Source organism: Anaerobacillus sp. 63XJN7_4_ISO-PGPR-S23-413 (genome assembly GCF_056173725.1).
Map to the genome: position 1 here is coordinate 909,984 of NZ_CM149688.1, position 14,858 is coordinate 924,841.

Sequence of the window (14,858 nt, forward strand, 5' to 3'; positions counted from 1 at the left end):
ATGTTGGGAGGCAAATTTGATGGAAGGATTCGTCAATATCGTACAAGGCTTTTTAGATTTAGGTGCAACCGTTATCTTGCCAGTAGCTATCTTCTTACTAGGTTTATTATTCGGCCAGAAACCGGGTAAAGCGTTTCGGTCAGGCTTAACGATCGGTGTAGCTTTTGTTGGGATCTTTTTAGTAGTCGATTTGCTTGTGAATAATTTGGGACCTGCAGCGCAGGGGATGGTAGATCGATTAGGGGTCGAACTAAACGTGATTGATGTCGGTTGGCCAGCGTCCTCATCTATTGCCTGGGCATCAGGTGTTGCGGCATTTATTATCCCGCTCGGTTTACTGGTGAACGTGATCATGCTAGTGACGAAAACAACTAAGACGATGAATGTGGATATTTGGAACTTCTGGCACTATACCTTCATGGCTGCAATGGTATATGCCATCTCAGGTAGTATCATCCAAAGTCTACTTGCTGCAGTCATATTCCAAGTTATCGCACTTAAAGTTGCGGACTGGACAGCACCTATGGTTAGTGAATTCTTTGAACTACCAGGAGTGTCGATCGCGACAGGAAGTACAATTTCTTATGCACCAGGTATATTTTTAGTGAAACTATTACAAAGAACCCCAGTCGTGAAAAACTGGAATGCAGATCCGGATACGATCCAAAAACGCTTTGGTATTTTCGGAGAGTCAATCTTTATTGGACTTTTTCTAGGTGCCGTTATTGGTATTCTTGCAGGTTATAGCGTTGGTGATGTGATTGAAATCGGCATGGCAATGGCGGCCGTTATGGTCTTGATGCCTCGTATGGTAAAGATCTTAATGGAAGGACTAATGCCAGTTTCTGAATCCGCAAGAGAATGGTTATCGAAACGATTTGGTGACAGAGAAATACATATCGGTCTTGACGCTGCAGTAGCGCTAGGGCATCCAGCCGTTATTTCTACAGCTCTTATTCTAGTACCGGTTACTGTTGCTTTAGCTGTTATTCTCCCTGGTAACTCTCTATTACCTTTTGGGGACTTAGCTACGATTCCGTTCGTAGTGGCATTTATTGTCGGCGCTGCAAGAGGAAATATTGTTCATTCCGTTATCGTAGGTACGATTATGATCGGAATTTCGCTCTATATAGCAACAGACGTCGCTCCGATGTTTACCCAAATGGCGATCAATGCTGATTTTAATATGCCTGAAGGCTCTACCAAAATCTCTAGTATCGACCAGGGTGGTAACTTAGTCAACTGGCTTATCTATAAAGTGTTTAGCTTGTTTAATTAATTCTATGATCTCGAATTAAAATGCTAGATTGACCAGGAGGAATGTATATGAAAGCTCTAGTGAAAACAGCACCTGGATTTGGGAATTTAGACATTCAAGAAAAAGAAGAACCCGCTGTAGCGAAAGATTTAGTGAAAATTGAAGTGAAATACGCTGGAATCTGTGGATCAGATATTCACACTTATGAAGGGCATTATAAGGTTCGGTTCCCTGTTACGCTTGGACATGAGTTTTCTGGAGAAGTGATTGAAGTAGGACCAAATGTTACAGAATACAACGTTGGAGATCGAGTTACTTCCGAAACTACTTTTTATATTTGTGGTGAATGTGAGTATTGTAAGTCTGGTGACTATAACTTATGCAATTATCGTAAGGGGTTAGGAACCCAGCAAGATGGTGGGTTTGCTAACTATTTAATTGCACACAAAGATAGTGTCCATATTCTCCCTGATAATGTTGATTATAGGTCAGCAGCTATGACCGAACCCCTCGCATGTACGCATCATGCTGTGACAAAAACGAATATCATTAACGGGGATATAGTCGTTGTAATGGGGCCAGGACCGATTGGTTTGTTTACGGCCCAGGTGGCAAAAAGTAGAGGAGCAACCGTATTAATTACGGGCCTTACGAACGACAAAGTCCGTTTGGAGAAAGCGAAAGAACTAGGCATCGATTATGTAGTGAATATCCAAGAAGACAACATTCGAGAACTGGTTAATAGCCTTACAGATGGGTACGGTGCAGATGTCGTATTTGAATGTTCTGGAGCTGTTCCAGCAGCCAAACAGGGGTTGGATCTTTTGAGGAAGAAGGGACAATATGCACAAGTTGGTATTTTCGCTAACCCTGAAGTTCAATTTGATCTTGAAAAAATCATTCAAAAGGAAATTCGCGTGATCGGAAGTAGAAGCCAGAATTCAGCTGACTGGGAGCCGTCTCTAGAGTTAATTAATAACGGAAGCGTCAAAGCGAACTCTTTAGTCACACACGAATTTGATATTACTCAATGGGAAGAAGCTTATAAAGTGATTAAAAGTGGAGAAGCAATTAAAGTGTTATTGACTCCAGTCGGCTAATCATACAGAGGTAATAAACTGAAATTTTAGTTTATTGAGCGCGGGCTCACCAAGAAATGAGGGATAGGAATGACGGAAGCACTATTGGACTTTATGCTCGGACCATTTAGTATTGTCGGAGATTTCTACTTTGAACATCAAGTGACTTTTAATACAGTCATTGTTTGTTTGGCTTTCTATAAATTAAGCAGGCGAAGATCTAGAAATGAATCAGCATAAACGATTGATTAATAATAAAAAAATAGAGAGAAGGGTAAAGATGAAATCTCTCAACTTGTATAATGAGCAAGATATTCGATTTGAAAACCTGTCTGAACCGATCATCGAGAATGAAGAAGACGTTATTATTAAGGTGAAAGCAGTTGGTATATGTGGCTCGGACATTTCCAGGTATAGGAAACTAGGGCCGTATGTACCTGGTATGACTTTTGGTCATGAGTTTGCAGGAGAAGTTTCGAAGGTTGGCTCGGAGGTTAGTCACGTTCAACTAGGAGATCGAGTTGTCGGGTGTCCGACCTTCTATTGCGGAGAATGTGAAAACTGCCAAAAAGGTGATTTATCCCGATGCGCTAAGTTAACTGTGATTGGCGCACGCCATCCTGGTGCTTATGCGGAGTTCGTAAAATTACCTAAATCGCATGTTCTGTCTATACCAGATAACGTTGATTACGATACAGCAGCACTAGTTGAGCCTTCTTCGGTCGTAGCTCATGGTTTCTATCGTTCGAGTATCAAGCCTGGTGCTGATGTCGCTGTTATGGGATGCGGAAGTATTGGATTATTAGCTGTTCAATGGGCAAAAATCTTCGGTGCAAAAAAAGTCTATGCAATTGACATCGACATGGCTAAGCTCAAAATTGCAAAAGAATTAGGCGCAGATGTCGTTATTAATTCATTGGAAAAGCCTGCTCATGAACAGCTCATGGCATACACGAATGGTATTGGCGTTGATTTAGCTATCGAATCAGCAGGTTCTCCAGTTACCTCTTCTCAGGTATTTGCATTACCAAAAAAAGGTGGAGAAGTTGTGTTCATGGGTATTCCTTATGCAGATATCAAAATAGAGCGTTTTTATTTTGAAAAGATAGTTCGAAATGAATTAAGAGTTCTAGGATCCTGGAATGCTATTTCCTCACCATTCCCAGGAGAAGAATGGCGTTCTTCGATTCACTATATGAGTACGGGTGGAATTAATGTAAAACCAATGATTTCACACAGGTTAGCTCTTGAAGATGGCCCAGAAACCTTTGATAACATTATTAACAGAAAAGACGCCTATGTGAAGGTTCTCTTTTATCCTGACAAGGAAAGAAAATAATGAAGTCTATTTTCTAAAATAAAATGGATGACAATTCCCTCGAATGGATAGAGGGAATTGTCATCCATTTTTAATTTCGAACAATGCAATATGCAATGCTGAGTTATTTCAGATATTTTTAATGATTGGTATGTGGTTATCGATCATTCCATAAACCCTGGGGACATCATGTGTTTCAATTTTCTTTTTTGGCATTTCAAAACTGAACGCTTTCTAGTGAATCTTATTCTTTTCCTTCAGTAGAGTACTCTGCTAGCACTATAGCGATTTCGTCTTCAATGTCCTTGATGTCATCTTCTTCAACAAATTGATTCAGTAAAATGGAAAAGACGAGGCCGTTCCCTTGTTCCACATATCCTGAAAGGGAAGAGACGCCGGTTAAGGATCCGGTTTTGGCATGGACGATTTGTTCTGCAGCTGTGTCTCTCATGCGATATCGTAGCGTACCGCCCTCAGATCGATCTGAATCGCCTGCAATTGGAAGAGAACGATAAAAGGGGTCAAACCAGCTTTCGGTTTGGATGTTAAATAGAAATTTGGAAAGTTGATTTGGTTTAACTAATGTAACGTGAGAGATACCTGAACCGTCTCGCAGACGCATATCGTCGGTGTTAAGGCCTTGCTTTTGAAGAAAGTCTGTCACTACTTCCAATCCAGCTTCCCAACTGCCTTCATCTTTCTTCACTTTCCCCATCTCTTTCACTAATATTTCAGCATGACCGTTATTGCTTAGCTTCATAAATGGAATAAGAAGCTCCGATAATGACATGGATTTCTTTTCAATGAGAAGAGTCGCATCTTCAGGTGTTTTGCTTTGTTGGATGTCACCCTTGAATTTAATTCCAGCTTCTTTTAGTGATTGGTTCATTAAGCTCAGTGCATATTGCGGGGGATCCCATACCGCAATCCATTCACGCTTACGTGAGGCATCTTCAGAAATTTCACCTTCTACTAAAATTGTATTCGATCCATGTTCTCGTGAAATAGTTAATTCGGCATCATTGTCCGCTTTGACTGTTATGGCACGGTTTTCAACTGTTAGGACATCGGAAGAAGGTGAAAGTTGAACATCAGCTTGATCGCCAGGTTGTTTTCCTGGATAAACTTCAACAATGATCGTACCCGCGTCGTAATCTTCGTTTGGTGAAGCTGTTAATGCTGAAACTTTGGCTCCATAATAGTTGTCTTCATCCGACCAAACCAAGTCCTGTGAGAGAGCTTCTTCGTCATACCAGCTGTTATCGCCAATGAGATCGCCTTGTATCTTATGTACACCTTTTTCTTTTAAAGATTGTGCAAGTTCATCAAAGTCTTCTTTAAGAAGGGTAGGGTCTCCTTTTCCTTTTAGATAAATGTTTCCTTTAAGGTTATTTTTTTTGAGTTCTCCATCAGTGAGCAGTTCAGTGCTAAACCGGTAGTCTGGACCAAGTGTTTCAAGTGCAGCTCCGGCGGTGAATAATTTCATATTAGAGGCAGGAGTGAGCCGGGTTTCGCCATAGTTCTCATAGATTAACTCACCTGTATTAGCCGCTCGGACGCTTATCCCTGCGATTGCGCCATCTAGAAGTTTATTTGATAGGATATCATTTAACTGTGTTGAGAGAGTACTGTTTGTTTTGTCTGCACTTGCATCTTGATGAGAAGTGAGAGGGGGGAAGATAAGGAGGAATAGCAGCGATATGATTAAGCAACTTTTCAGTGTTTGTTTCAATTCATCATCTCCTCGTTGTTTAGTATGATCAAATATGGTTTCAACTAAAATACATTGTAGAAGGAACTCTACTTAATTTTGTTCACCTCCGTTTAATTAACTAAATGGTCGTTACAATTTAAACCTTTCGTGTAACACATTCAAATCCCCTTTCATTTCAACAAAGTTGAATCTTTTTACACATGCCCTAGCTGAGAAAAATAGTGAAATAAGCCTATAATCATGAAAACACAAAAAAGCAGTTGCATATTAGCAACTGCCCCCACTTCATTAATATACTTTATCTCCATTAAAAATGGAGTTCTTCACTACGACATAATCTACCGTACGAATTGATTCTAGCTTGTCTCCGCCTGAATAAGAAATCGCCGATTGAAGATCCTGCTCCATCTCTGTAAGCGTGTCTTGAAGATCTCCTTTATGCTCAACGAACATTTTCTTACCTTCAACGTTTTTCTTCTCGCCTTTTTGAAATTCAGAGGCAGAACCGAAGTATTCTTTGTATAGCTTGCCATCTCGTTCGAACGTTTCACCAGGTGATTCTTCGTGTCCTGCAAAGAGAGAACCGATCATCACCATCGAAGCACCAAAACGAACGGATTTAGCGATATCGCCATGCGTACGAATACCGCCATCTGCAATGATTGGTTTTGTTGCTGCTTTTGCACACCAGCGTAGAGCTGCGAGCTGCCAGCCACCAGTACCAAAGCCGGTTTTAATCTTCGTAATGCACACCTTACCAGGTCCGATGCCGACTTTCGTAGCGTCAGCACCTGCGTGCTCTAACTCTCTGACAGCTTCAGGCGTGCCAACATTTCCAGCAATCACAAAGCTTTCTGGGAGGTGCTTCTTAATATGACCGATCATTTCAATGACCGCATTTGAATGCCCGTGGGCGATATCAATCGTAATATAGTCAGGTGCTAGGCCCTGCTCTTTAAGCTGTTCAATAAACGTGTATTCTTCCTCTTTGACGCCCACGCTAATAGAGGTGATGAGCTCACGAGCGTTCATATCACGAATAAAAGCGATACGCTTTTCCGGTTCAAAACGGTGCATCACATAGAAATATCCTTTTTCAGCCAGAGTAACGGCAATTGTTTCATCAATAATCGTCTGCATGTTTGCAGGTACGACCGGTAATTTAAATGTATGCTTGCCAAGCTTAATGGAAGTATCACATTCTGATCGACTGTTTACGACACACTTAGCGGGAATTAGTTGAATATCTTCATAATCGAATACGTTTTCCATGAGATTCACTCCTAAAAACGAATAATACGTTTTAATTTAATTTAAATGTTCGTCCATTTGATAATTTACAGGAATTCATTGTAATTGTCAAAGATTTTCTTGAAATCCTTTACATATGAGGAGGAAAAGAAAGGGATTCGAACGAAGAATATGGAAAATTAGAAGAGGAATCAAAAGAAATACGTCTAGTGGAACAGTATAGTAAAAAGTGTTTTCTAGAAAGAGTGAGCATAAAAAGGAGTTGGTCTTATGATACGAGTTGGCAGTATTTTTATACCAGTCACGGATCTTGAAAAATCAGTGAAATGGTATGAAAAGCATCTAGGTATTCATAAAATTCAAGAGTGGGGAGAAGGATTGGCTGAAGGTGTCGGCTTCTATTTTCCAAATGATTCGACTCAGCTTGCGTTAGTGAAAGTGGAGAACGTTCAGCCAACTGAATTTCACATCAAAGCAGAACGTCGGAATAGCTATTTCAATTTTCTTGTTGATGATATTGAAGCTTTTTATGAGAAGCTCAATAAGAGCGGTGTTAAAACGAATGAGCTTGAACAATTCGGGGGCATGACATGTTTTGATTTCTTTGACCTCGATGATAATTCTTTTAGCGTAGTTAGTGAAGTGGTAGATTCCCCGTTTCATGCTGATCAAGTCAAAAAGATGCAGGGTATGAAACGATGAAGGAAAATGAAAAAAGTTGCCCTGAGTGTGGCGAAAAAGAAACGAGAACAGGAGAATTTACTGGGTACGGCTCATTATTTAAGAAAAAAGGATTTGCGAAAAGTTCTCCGGTTGATGCTTGTTTCTGTGTTAATTGCGGTACAATCCTTTCTCTTAAGGTGAGGAACCCAAAGAAGTTTATTTAGTAAAGCTTTTAAGGAGGAGTAAAGATGGCGACTGATTTGTGGATGAACCTTCCTGTGCAAAATGTAGAAAAGTCGAAAGCTTTTTTTACAAAGATCGGATTTGCTGCTCAGGCCATTGGAGAAGGTGTTCAAGTAGCGATCGGTGATCAAGGAACGAAGGTTATGCTGTTTCCTGCTTCAAAATTTGAAACGTTTACCCATCACAGAGTAGCGGATTCTATGAAAGCGACGGAAGTGCTTTTTTCAATTGGAGCGGAAGATCGAGAAGAAGTAGATGCAATGATAAAGAACGTGGAAAAGGCAGGGGGAGCAATCTATGCCAAACCCGGCTTAACAGATGGATGGCTCTATGGAGCAGGGTTCATTGATTTAGATGGTCATCGATGGAATGTGTTGTATATGGACATGGAGAAAATGCCGTAATCAAATGTGCGGGCTTTAAAGGTAACTCTCATCACAGTAGAGTTACCTTTTTGGTTAATTATTGAAACTTCCAAGTAGTTTCCATCGTAAATAAAGTAGGATAAAAGAATATCAGTAAGGAGAATAAGATGTACTTTAAACAGACGAAATGGTTGTCGATCATACTCGTTTTTCTGTTAGTGACTGGATGCTCCAGTGGAAATGCGTCGTCGGATAAACAGAGTGTGAAAACGATTGGTGGAATCGATCAGGTGGAATTGCTGAAATTTAGCGGGACATATGTTGGGGACAATTCAGCTGTTCTAGCCATTCTAGCGCAACTTCCGGGAAGCGGAACAGTTAATAAATTTGATTTATCTGATCAAAAGATAAGCGTGACATATGACGAGGAGCGAGCAAGTTCTGAATTAGACTTCAATTCTACCTGGTTTGATGGAGCAAACAGCGCTCAGAGGATTTTCCATTATAACGCGATTTACTTAACGATCTTAGTGCCGAACGCCAAAGAATATGAATTTCGAGTGCAAGATGAGAGCTTCCGTATAACGAGAGATGAAATGGTAGCCACATTAACGAGCAAATTTGGTGAATTTCCAAGCGAGGAGCAGCTTATGGAGGAAACATTCGCCGAGGAATATGTGAAAAAGCATGAAGAAGAATTAGAGAAAATGGCAAATAACTATGAGGACTATTTTAATTGATTAGTGATGTAAAAGTAGGTGTTAAATAAATGAAGAAAGTTCGTTACATCATGGTCCTTCCGCTAGCATTTATCCTATTGATAATTGGATTGGCGTCTTATAATAACAACCGAGCTATGGATATGGCGGTTGAAGGATGTAAAGAAGTAGGAGGAAAAGTCAATTTAGAAAAAGATCTTTTGGGCATAAATTGGCGTTTTTCTTGTGAGAAATAAAAGAAAGAAGGGAGAAGAGATCATGCCAACTTGTCAGACTTGTGGCTATACATGGAAATGGAAGGAAGCATTAAGATTAATTTATCGCGCAAAGGCCAGGTGTCCAAACTGTGACGCAAACCAATATCTATCTGCAAAATCGAGAAAACGATCGAGTTATACATCAATGCTAGTCGTTATTCCTCTTGCGATTACTTCAATTTATAGGCTTTCGTTATGGTTCTATTTGAGTTTTTCATTTGCTTTACTAGTACTCATTCTTCTTCTTTCTCCTTTGTATTACCAGTTAAGTAACGAAGAGGAACCACTTTGGTGAATGAGAGGAAGTCAATTGGATTTTCATCAGTTGATGATGCTGCTCACGAAGGTAGATGGAATGTAGTAGGTATAAAAAGGGCATTTAAGAGAGGGTACATATATTAATCAATAAAGGATTAGTTGGTTGTTGTAGTCTTCAAGATAAGGGCAGGTTTCTTGAAGACTTGAATTCGAGATAATAGAGGTTATTGGAACTAAAACCATACTTTTTCGTATAGGGAATTAGCTATATTTAGGAGGGATGGTTTCTTGGATCTTATTTTATTAGGAGTAGTGGCTGTTATTGGCGGAGTTGTTGCAGTTATAGGTACTTTAATCATTATAGGAAGAAGGTTAATACAACCGAATCAGGAATTAAAGGAAAAGGTTCAAAACCTTGAAAGCGAACTGAAAAACCTGAAAGATAAAGAGTAGTGTTCAGTATTCAATGTAATCGGAGCGATTACTGCACATTTATTGAAAGGATGTTGTGATATTTTCAAGTCAGAGCTTACTAACAAAGTAATAGACTTAGTAGTATGGATACTTCTTTATTGTTTTGTTATTAGTCAAGTGGATATATTTTTGAATTCATTTACAACTGGTTTATTTATTATCGCTACTGTAGTGGGGCTGTTTAAAGTAATACGTAATATAAGAGGAATAATAAAAGTAACTAGGAATAACAAAAGCAGAGTCAATAATAAATAAGAATTCATTTAAATCGATAATCTTTTATGCAGAATAATAGAAGATAACCAATCTTCTGCTATCTCGGAGCGATTAAAGAGTAAATAATAAGTTTAGGGAGGGAATTATGGAACTAATATTTGTACGACATGGTCAAGGACAGCATACACTAGATACACCTAATAGTTTACATATGAAAAATCCTTCTCTAACAAAAGAAGGAAAAGAGCAAGCATATTTATTAAGAGATACTTTTCATCTGAAAAGTGAAGACACGCTCATTATAAGTCCTACTCAAAGAACGCTAGAAACTGCTCAAATATGGATAGGAAGTGCGAAAGTTAAAGCAATTGTTAGTCCCCTGGTTTCTCCAAGAATGTTTCCACAAAAACAAGAATGGCGAACGCTTCCTTGTGACATAATGATGAAACGGGAAAACATTGAAAAGGTATTTCCTGAATTTAATTTAGATCACCAGGTTTCTGAAGAGCTTTGGAAAGATGGTATAAATGCTTTACCAGAGAAAGAGTTTCGGATTATTGGAGAAGAATTCTTGAGAGGGTGCAAGCAAGAAGAGAAAGGGAATATTTATGTCGTGTCACACGATGGAACGATCACATCCTATCGCCAGTTAATCTCAAAACGATTACTTACTAGAGATGACTTTCCCAAGGATGCTGGTTGGATAAGGATTCAGTATTAAACAAACTCGGAGCGATTTTTGAATAAGTGGGGAAACCAGTTTTGGACGGGTTTCCCTTTTTAGCTCCAGTATCAACAACCGCTAATGGACCGCAACCTTGCACCCTGTTTTCATATACAATAGTGAATATCAAAATGAGAAAACTTTTTAAACTTTCCAAAACTGATCGTTCCTGTAACTTTTTGTGACAGATTCTCTTAATCATTCCTTTGCTACGAAGCATTTCAGTCTTTTAATCGGATCAGACCTTTTTCTACAAGAGTATTAGAAATAACCCTATTTGTGATAAAATGCTAATGTGAATTAATTCACATTAGCATTTTATTAAATGGTTAACAAGGGAGGAGAAACCAATTAAAAATAAACTTCTGTCCGCTGTATTTACTACGTTATTTATGGGGTTATTGTGGATGCTAAGTGGGTTTATTGGTTCAAGTGAACCATTTGGGATTGATGATTTCATGTTTATAGTGGTCATTATGGCTTATACAGCCTTTGGTACTTTAATATTTGGAATTCCCGTATCTCTTTTATCTGATTGGGTTTCGAACAAATTATCATCCTATCGCTTTATCGTCGCTGCATTTATTCATCTTTCTTTAGCGGTTGCTACATATTTTGTAATTGAGGATTTATCAGTTGTTGCTGTTGGAGCTGCGGTCTTTTTCTTTACAGCGGAAGAATGGCAGAATCGCAAACTTAGAAAGTTTCAAACGAAATCTTTTATTAGCAACACCTTGTTCGTCCTAGTGTTGTTTGCAGGGGTATGGGGTTTTTATCAACTCGATTTAGAACAAAAGACTGATATGCAGTATCTCATTCCTAAGGGGTATGAAGGCGTTATTGTCGTCAAATATAACCAAGAAGAGGAACCTCGTCTGGTAAAAGAAAAGGGTAAAAAAGTAATTCAAGTCTCTAAAGAAGAATTAGAATATACAAGTGTAGAAGATCGTATAGAATACGGTGTAGCAAAGACATCTTCTGATGAGCCTAAAGGTATGATAAATGATGAGTTTTATTACGTTACTAGTGATGGCAAAAGAACAAGGATTGATGATTCTTGTATTTATCGGAGTCGCTCAGGTAGTATTCATTTTGATGGAAAAGAAGGTCAAAGCTATGAAGTTCATCACGTAACAAACACAAACTGTGGAGACCAATTTAGTATTACGGGTAACCCGCTCTATAGTGATCAAGAATATGAAGTCATCGAACATTTATTTTCCGATTTCTACAAGTATTAGCTTTTTCGTTTCGAAGCCCTAATCACTCCCAGTTCTCTCTCTTGAGTCTTGTGCGTAAGGTATGAATACTATAATCCCCATACAATAGCAGATATGAAAGACTTTTTAGCAAGTATAGACGCATCGCCAGCGTTTTTCCGGTCTTTATAACACATAACTAATATAACTGCTGCAGAGTAAAAACTCTCCATAAGATTTACGCATATTTAGAATAACAGTACTAGAGGGACAAAAGATTCTTGAAGATGTAACCAAAGATACGTAAGGATTCCACCGAATTTAATTAACGAAAAGAAACCATATATATTACGAATCCATAAAAAGGTTTAGAAATGCTATCTCTATATCAATTTTTGTGGTCATCCTGTTACCTTAATAATAACGACTAAAGAACTCTTGAGTGATCTTCAACAATCTCGGAGCGATTCCCACATAACAATAGAAATTTCACGAAGCTTCTTTGAAGGAGAATCGCGAAAGGAATAATGAACTAGATATGCTAAATTGATGGGAGTTGTGTTATGAAAAAGACGACGTTTTTCTTTCTGATCGTTATTGGAATTGCTATCTTCGTAACAACGTATTTTGCATCAGCGATAGTTGGTAGTTACATAATAAATGATCCACACATAGAAGATCATTTATTTTTCACCGAAGTTCCTTTAGACACCAGTAACATCTCAGATGTTGATAAGATTTTGTACTCTTTTAAGATTTCAGTGTACCCATATTTAAGCGCTTTCTCTCTGATCTTTCTAGTTTTCATTACAATTCATTTTATAAGAACCAAGAATAGAGAAAATATCTTACATTAATGAAATCATTGTTTCTTCTAGAAAATCGGAGCGATAGCTACACAGTGGTTATCGCTTAGCAATCTGGTGCAAGATTTGACGAAACGTTATTCTATTAAGGGGTGAGGTTATGGGGATTTGGTATTTCTTAATATTATTTGTAGGAATATTTTTAGTTGTTAAGGGGCTACTTGGGAATAAAAGAAATGGCTTGGTATTGATAGGGGTCATAAGTATTGCGTTCTCAATATTTATGTTTCAACCAGGAAGTGATGAAATCATTTCAGAACTACTTAATTTTTTTGGAATAGATATATGAGTAAGCTCATACTAGGTATTTTCACTAACGGTTGCTAAAGCAAAAGAAAGAACAGTAATCGAGTATTGGAAGTAAAATGACAATCTTCCACAAACTCGGAGCGATTGTTTAGTTTGTGTTCATTCCTTAGTTACATTAAAAAGCTTCTTCTATGAACCAATAGAAGAAGCTTTCACCTTAGAGTATTAAATTTCTGTTTTATAGGGTCTGCCCAGTCAGGTATCTCATCAGTTTCGAAGGTTAATTGGTTATTAGATATTTCTAAAATCAATTCTCCATCTGATTTGCTGTTATCGATAACGACGAGGTTGTTAATGAGTGACAAGTGTTGAAGCAGGTTTTCTTTGGAAGTGATATCTCTTTTCAGGATGTCCTTTGTTGGGATATGATGGCCACCATTCCTCACTCGTAATGCGACTCGCTCAATGTTTTGCGTGACGTGGCTTAATCCAACATAAAACATTGTAATTTCAAATCCTTTTTCCTTGGCTTTGGTCATTTGGTGAATCGCATTTTTTCCAGCGAGCGTCGTTTCAATTGAAAAACTCTTTTCTTCTTCAATGCACTCGTAAATCAGTCTTACGGCTGCTTTACCTGCTGCTAATTGTTTCGTCTCAGGTGATTGTGGATCCAATCTACGCGCAATGGAATCAGGATCAATATTAATGTCTATGCCTAACTTATCAATTAGAAGGTTACGTAGCGTGCTTTTTCCACTCCCATTGTTACCAGCAAAAACATACATCATGGGAGGGAGCTTTGGCTTTGTCATTCAATATCACCATTTGGTTTTTGGTCAAACTTTACAACGGTTCCATCAGGATACTCTTTCACAAGGCCATTTTCTGTATCATAAACGATATAGGTGTTATTTACCTTGGCATCAATTTTTGCACGATCACCAGTCATTTTTGCCCATTTACCTACCCAAGCAAACTTTCTTCCTTGTGATTCACTTTCACGTTCTAACACATAAACCACCACCTTTATTTTGTAATTTAATTATATCAGATGAAATGAATATTTTCATAAGGCTCCACAATAGCTGACTACTGAGGTGCCAGAAATGGAACGACAATCACTTGAGGAAGAAATGTCTTTGAAATAACAGTTATTAAACAATCTCGGAGCGAGATTCTTTAACAAAGAATTGGCTCTCTTTTTTTGTTTAGAGTATTTATATAGAAGGATCAGTTATCAAATAATAGACAGGTTGAAACAAAGTAGGACCTTCTTTCGTAAATGTATTGGAAACGAAATGAAAATATTGAAGTCTGTGTATCAAATCTTAGTGTGAAAAATAGAGGTGGTGAAAGTGTTAAGTTATTTTAAGTTCTTCTTATTCATGATTGTTGGCCTATCAATATGGAATGTGTTGTTCTTATCACATAAGCAGACAGTTGTAAGTATAATTGGCATCTCTTTTTTTGCAACATTTTTTAAATGGTTATATGAGTGGGCTTTTGAAAAATCTTAAAATCAAGATCTTTTTAATCATCATTTAGTGGAGCTTATGAAAATGGTTCGAGGTTTCAAAGAAGACTTATTTTAAGTACCGAAGATATCTTGAAGTCTAGTCTTCCATTTAATCGGAGCGATTCTGTAATATCATATCAGCGCAAATGTTAAATAATGATCTTGATTAATCGGGCGTAATTCCGTACTAAGGAATTACGTCTTTTTCTTTAAAGAAAAGGTTGAGTAAGTGAGTGGATTTTGAAATAATTGGAACAATGTTAATCTGGAAAGGGAGGTAATACCTTGGAAATAAGACTTGAGTCAATCGCTGGCGTGTTAAACGATTTGAATGGAACATTAAGTGTAACTAATATTTTGCTAGGAATAATAACGGTTATTCTTGCATCACAATTGGTTATCAATGTACGGAAAAATAGAAGAAGATAACCAAAGGATATGCTAGTGTTTATTATTTAATTGAGTATTCAGCTATATCGGAGCTTATCA

At 38.1% G+C, this 14,858-nt stretch carries 17 protein-coding genes; 13 read left to right on the forward strand and 4 right to left on the reverse strand.

Annotated features, from left to right (window positions below):
* Nucleotides 1-19: 19 nt before the first annotated feature.
* The 4 genes from AC0VYO_RS04970 to AC0VYO_RS04985 all read left to right on the forward strand — a co-directional run bounded on the left by AC0VYO_RS04970 (nucleotide 20) and on the right by AC0VYO_RS04985 (nucleotide 3,676).
* Entirely contained in the window at nucleotides 20-1,279 is a 1,260-nt protein-coding gene (locus AC0VYO_RS04970; RefSeq protein ID WP_303530167.1) for a galactitol-specific PTS transporter subunit IIC, read from the forward strand.
* 47 nt (nucleotides 1,280-1,326) lie between these two features.
* The gene (locus AC0VYO_RS04975) at nucleotides 1,327-2,358 is read left to right on the forward strand and encodes a zinc-binding dehydrogenase (protein WP_475368536.1); all 1,032 of its coding nucleotides are present in this window, start codon (nucleotides 1,327-1,329) and stop codon (nucleotides 2,356-2,358) included.
* Nucleotides 2,359-2,427: 69 nt separating this feature from the next.
* Nucleotides 2,428-2,577 (forward strand): hypothetical protein, encoded by a 150-nt coding sequence (locus AC0VYO_RS04980; protein WP_475368537.1) that lies wholly within the window; start codon nucleotides 2,428-2,430, stop codon nucleotides 2,575-2,577.
* 40 nt (nucleotides 2,578-2,617) lie between these two features.
* Complete coding sequence (locus AC0VYO_RS04985; RefSeq protein WP_475368538.1) at nucleotides 2,618-3,676, forward strand: galactitol-1-phosphate 5-dehydrogenase; 1,059 nt, start codon at nucleotides 2,618-2,620, stop codon at nucleotides 3,674-3,676.
* A 223-nt stretch (nucleotides 3,677-3,899) separates the two neighbouring features.
* Here the strand turns inward: AC0VYO_RS04985 and dacB are convergent, their stop codons facing one another.
* Nucleotides 3,900-5,387 carry a D-alanyl-D-alanine carboxypeptidase/D-alanyl-D-alanine endopeptidase gene (gene dacB, locus AC0VYO_RS04990; RefSeq protein ID WP_475368539.1) on the reverse strand — a complete coding sequence of 496 codons (1,488 nt, stop codon included), beginning with the start codon at nucleotides 5,385-5,387 and terminating at the stop codon, nucleotides 3,900-3,902.
* Nucleotides 5,388-5,657: 270 nt separating this feature from the next.
* Nucleotides 5,658-6,641 (reverse strand): GMP reductase, encoded by a 984-nt coding sequence (gene guaC, locus AC0VYO_RS04995; RefSeq protein WP_430243601.1) that lies wholly within the window; start codon nucleotides 6,639-6,641, stop codon nucleotides 5,658-5,660.
* Nucleotides 6,642-6,890: 249 nt separating this feature from the next.
* Between guaC and AC0VYO_RS05000 the strand changes: the two genes are divergently transcribed.
* The 9 genes from AC0VYO_RS05000 to AC0VYO_RS05040 all read left to right on the forward strand — a co-directional run bounded on the left by AC0VYO_RS05000 (nucleotide 6,891) and on the right by AC0VYO_RS05040 (nucleotide 12,893).
* Nucleotides 6,891-7,322: a VOC family protein gene (locus AC0VYO_RS05000; RefSeq protein WP_475366738.1), complete on the forward strand. Its 432-nt coding sequence runs from the start codon at nucleotides 6,891-6,893 to the stop codon at nucleotides 7,320-7,322.
* A 209-nt stretch (nucleotides 7,323-7,531) separates the two neighbouring features.
* Entirely contained in the window at nucleotides 7,532-7,930 is a 399-nt protein-coding gene (locus AC0VYO_RS05005) for a VOC family protein (RefSeq protein ID WP_475366739.1), read from the forward strand.
* Nucleotides 7,931-8,058: 128 nt separating this feature from the next.
* Nucleotides 8,059-8,631 carry a DUF4825 domain-containing protein gene (locus tag AC0VYO_RS05010; protein WP_475368540.1) on the forward strand — a complete coding sequence of 191 codons (573 nt, stop codon included), beginning with the start codon at nucleotides 8,059-8,061 and terminating at the stop codon, nucleotides 8,629-8,631.
* Nucleotides 8,632-8,660: 29 nt separating this feature from the next.
* Complete coding sequence (locus tag AC0VYO_RS05015) at nucleotides 8,661-8,846, forward strand: hypothetical protein (protein WP_475368541.1); 186 nt, start codon at nucleotides 8,661-8,663, stop codon at nucleotides 8,844-8,846.
* 22 nt (nucleotides 8,847-8,868) lie between these two features.
* On the forward strand, nucleotides 8,869-9,162 hold the full coding sequence (locus tag AC0VYO_RS05020; RefSeq protein ID WP_430243594.1) for a TIGR04104 family putative zinc finger protein: 294 nt from the start codon (nucleotides 8,869-8,871) through the stop codon (nucleotides 9,160-9,162).
* Nucleotides 9,163-9,413: 251 nt separating this feature from the next.
* Nucleotides 9,414-9,578 carry a hypothetical protein gene (locus AC0VYO_RS05025; protein WP_475366330.1) on the forward strand — a complete coding sequence of 55 codons (165 nt, stop codon included), beginning with the start codon at nucleotides 9,414-9,416 and terminating at the stop codon, nucleotides 9,576-9,578.
* Nucleotides 9,579-9,960: 382 nt separating this feature from the next.
* Nucleotides 9,961-10,536 carry a histidine phosphatase family protein gene (locus tag AC0VYO_RS05030; protein ID WP_303536498.1) on the forward strand — a complete coding sequence of 192 codons (576 nt, stop codon included), beginning with the start codon at nucleotides 9,961-9,963 and terminating at the stop codon, nucleotides 10,534-10,536.
* Nucleotides 10,537-10,946: 410 nt separating this feature from the next.
* Entirely contained in the window at nucleotides 10,947-11,780 is an 834-nt protein-coding gene (locus AC0VYO_RS05035) for a DUF6843 domain-containing protein (RefSeq protein ID WP_475366334.1), read from the forward strand.
* Nucleotides 11,781-12,704: 924 nt separating this feature from the next.
* The gene (locus tag AC0VYO_RS05040; protein WP_475366749.1) at nucleotides 12,705-12,893 is read left to right on the forward strand and encodes a hypothetical protein; all 189 of its coding nucleotides are present in this window, start codon (nucleotides 12,705-12,707) and stop codon (nucleotides 12,891-12,893) included.
* Between the two features lie 172 nt (nucleotides 12,894-13,065).
* On the opposite strand, the gene AC0VYO_RS05045 is transcribed toward AC0VYO_RS05040, so the two are convergent.
* Both AC0VYO_RS05045 and AC0VYO_RS05050 read right to left on the reverse strand, forming a co-directional pair.
* On the reverse strand, nucleotides 13,066-13,665 hold the full coding sequence (locus AC0VYO_RS05045) for an ATPase (RefSeq protein ID WP_430243582.1): 600 nt from the start codon (nucleotides 13,663-13,665) through the stop codon (nucleotides 13,066-13,068).
* Nucleotides 13,662-13,865 carry a hypothetical protein gene (locus AC0VYO_RS05050; RefSeq protein WP_475366750.1) on the reverse strand — a complete coding sequence of 68 codons (204 nt, stop codon included), beginning with the start codon at nucleotides 13,863-13,865 and terminating at the stop codon, nucleotides 13,662-13,664. The genes AC0VYO_RS05045 and AC0VYO_RS05050 overlap by 4 nt, the downstream gene beginning before the upstream one ends.
* Nucleotides 13,866-14,858 lie beyond the last annotated feature (993 nt).

What these genes read in the sequence shown, in the direction of transcription:
- AC0VYO_RS05045 (WP_430243582.1), bottom strand. Translation starts at nt 13,665, where the DNA reads ATGACAAAGCCAAAGCTCCCTCCCATGATGTATGTTTTTGCTGGTAAC.
- AC0VYO_RS05035 (WP_475366334.1), top strand. Translation starts at nt 10,947, where the DNA reads ATGCTAAGTGGGTTTATTGGTTCAAGTGAACCATTTGGGATTGATGAT.
- AC0VYO_RS05030 (WP_303536498.1), top strand. Translation starts at nt 9,961, where the DNA reads ATGGAACTAATATTTGTACGACATGGTCAAGGACAGCATACACTAGAT.
- AC0VYO_RS05020 (WP_430243594.1), top strand. Translation starts at nt 8,869, where the DNA reads ATGCCAACTTGTCAGACTTGTGGCTATACATGGAAATGGAAGGAAGCA.
- AC0VYO_RS05005 (WP_475366739.1), top strand. Translation starts at nt 7,532, where the DNA reads ATGGCGACTGATTTGTGGATGAACCTTCCTGTGCAAAATGTAGAAAAG.
- AC0VYO_RS05000 (WP_475366738.1), top strand. Translation starts at nt 6,891, where the DNA reads ATGATACGAGTTGGCAGTATTTTTATACCAGTCACGGATCTTGAAAAA.
- AC0VYO_RS04975 (WP_475368536.1), top strand. Translation starts at nt 1,327, where the DNA reads ATGAAAGCTCTAGTGAAAACAGCACCTGGATTTGGGAATTTAGACATT.
- AC0VYO_RS05015 (WP_475368541.1), top strand. Translation starts at nt 8,661, where the DNA reads ATGAAGAAAGTTCGTTACATCATGGTCCTTCCGCTAGCATTTATCCTA.
- AC0VYO_RS04985 (WP_475368538.1), top strand. Translation starts at nt 2,618, where the DNA reads ATGAAATCTCTCAACTTGTATAATGAGCAAGATATTCGATTTGAAAAC.
- AC0VYO_RS05040 (WP_475366749.1), top strand. Translation starts at nt 12,705, where the DNA reads ATGGGGATTTGGTATTTCTTAATATTATTTGTAGGAATATTTTTAGTT.
- AC0VYO_RS05010 (WP_475368540.1), top strand. Translation starts at nt 8,059, where the DNA reads ATGTACTTTAAACAGACGAAATGGTTGTCGATCATACTCGTTTTTCTG.
- AC0VYO_RS04980 (WP_475368537.1), top strand. Translation starts at nt 2,428, where the DNA reads ATGACGGAAGCACTATTGGACTTTATGCTCGGACCATTTAGTATTGTC.
- guaC (WP_430243601.1), bottom strand. Translation starts at nt 6,641, where the DNA reads ATGGAAAACGTATTCGATTATGAAGATATTCAACTAATTCCCGCTAAG.
- AC0VYO_RS04970 (WP_303530167.1), top strand. Translation starts at nt 20, where the DNA reads ATGGAAGGATTCGTCAATATCGTACAAGGCTTTTTAGATTTAGGTGCA.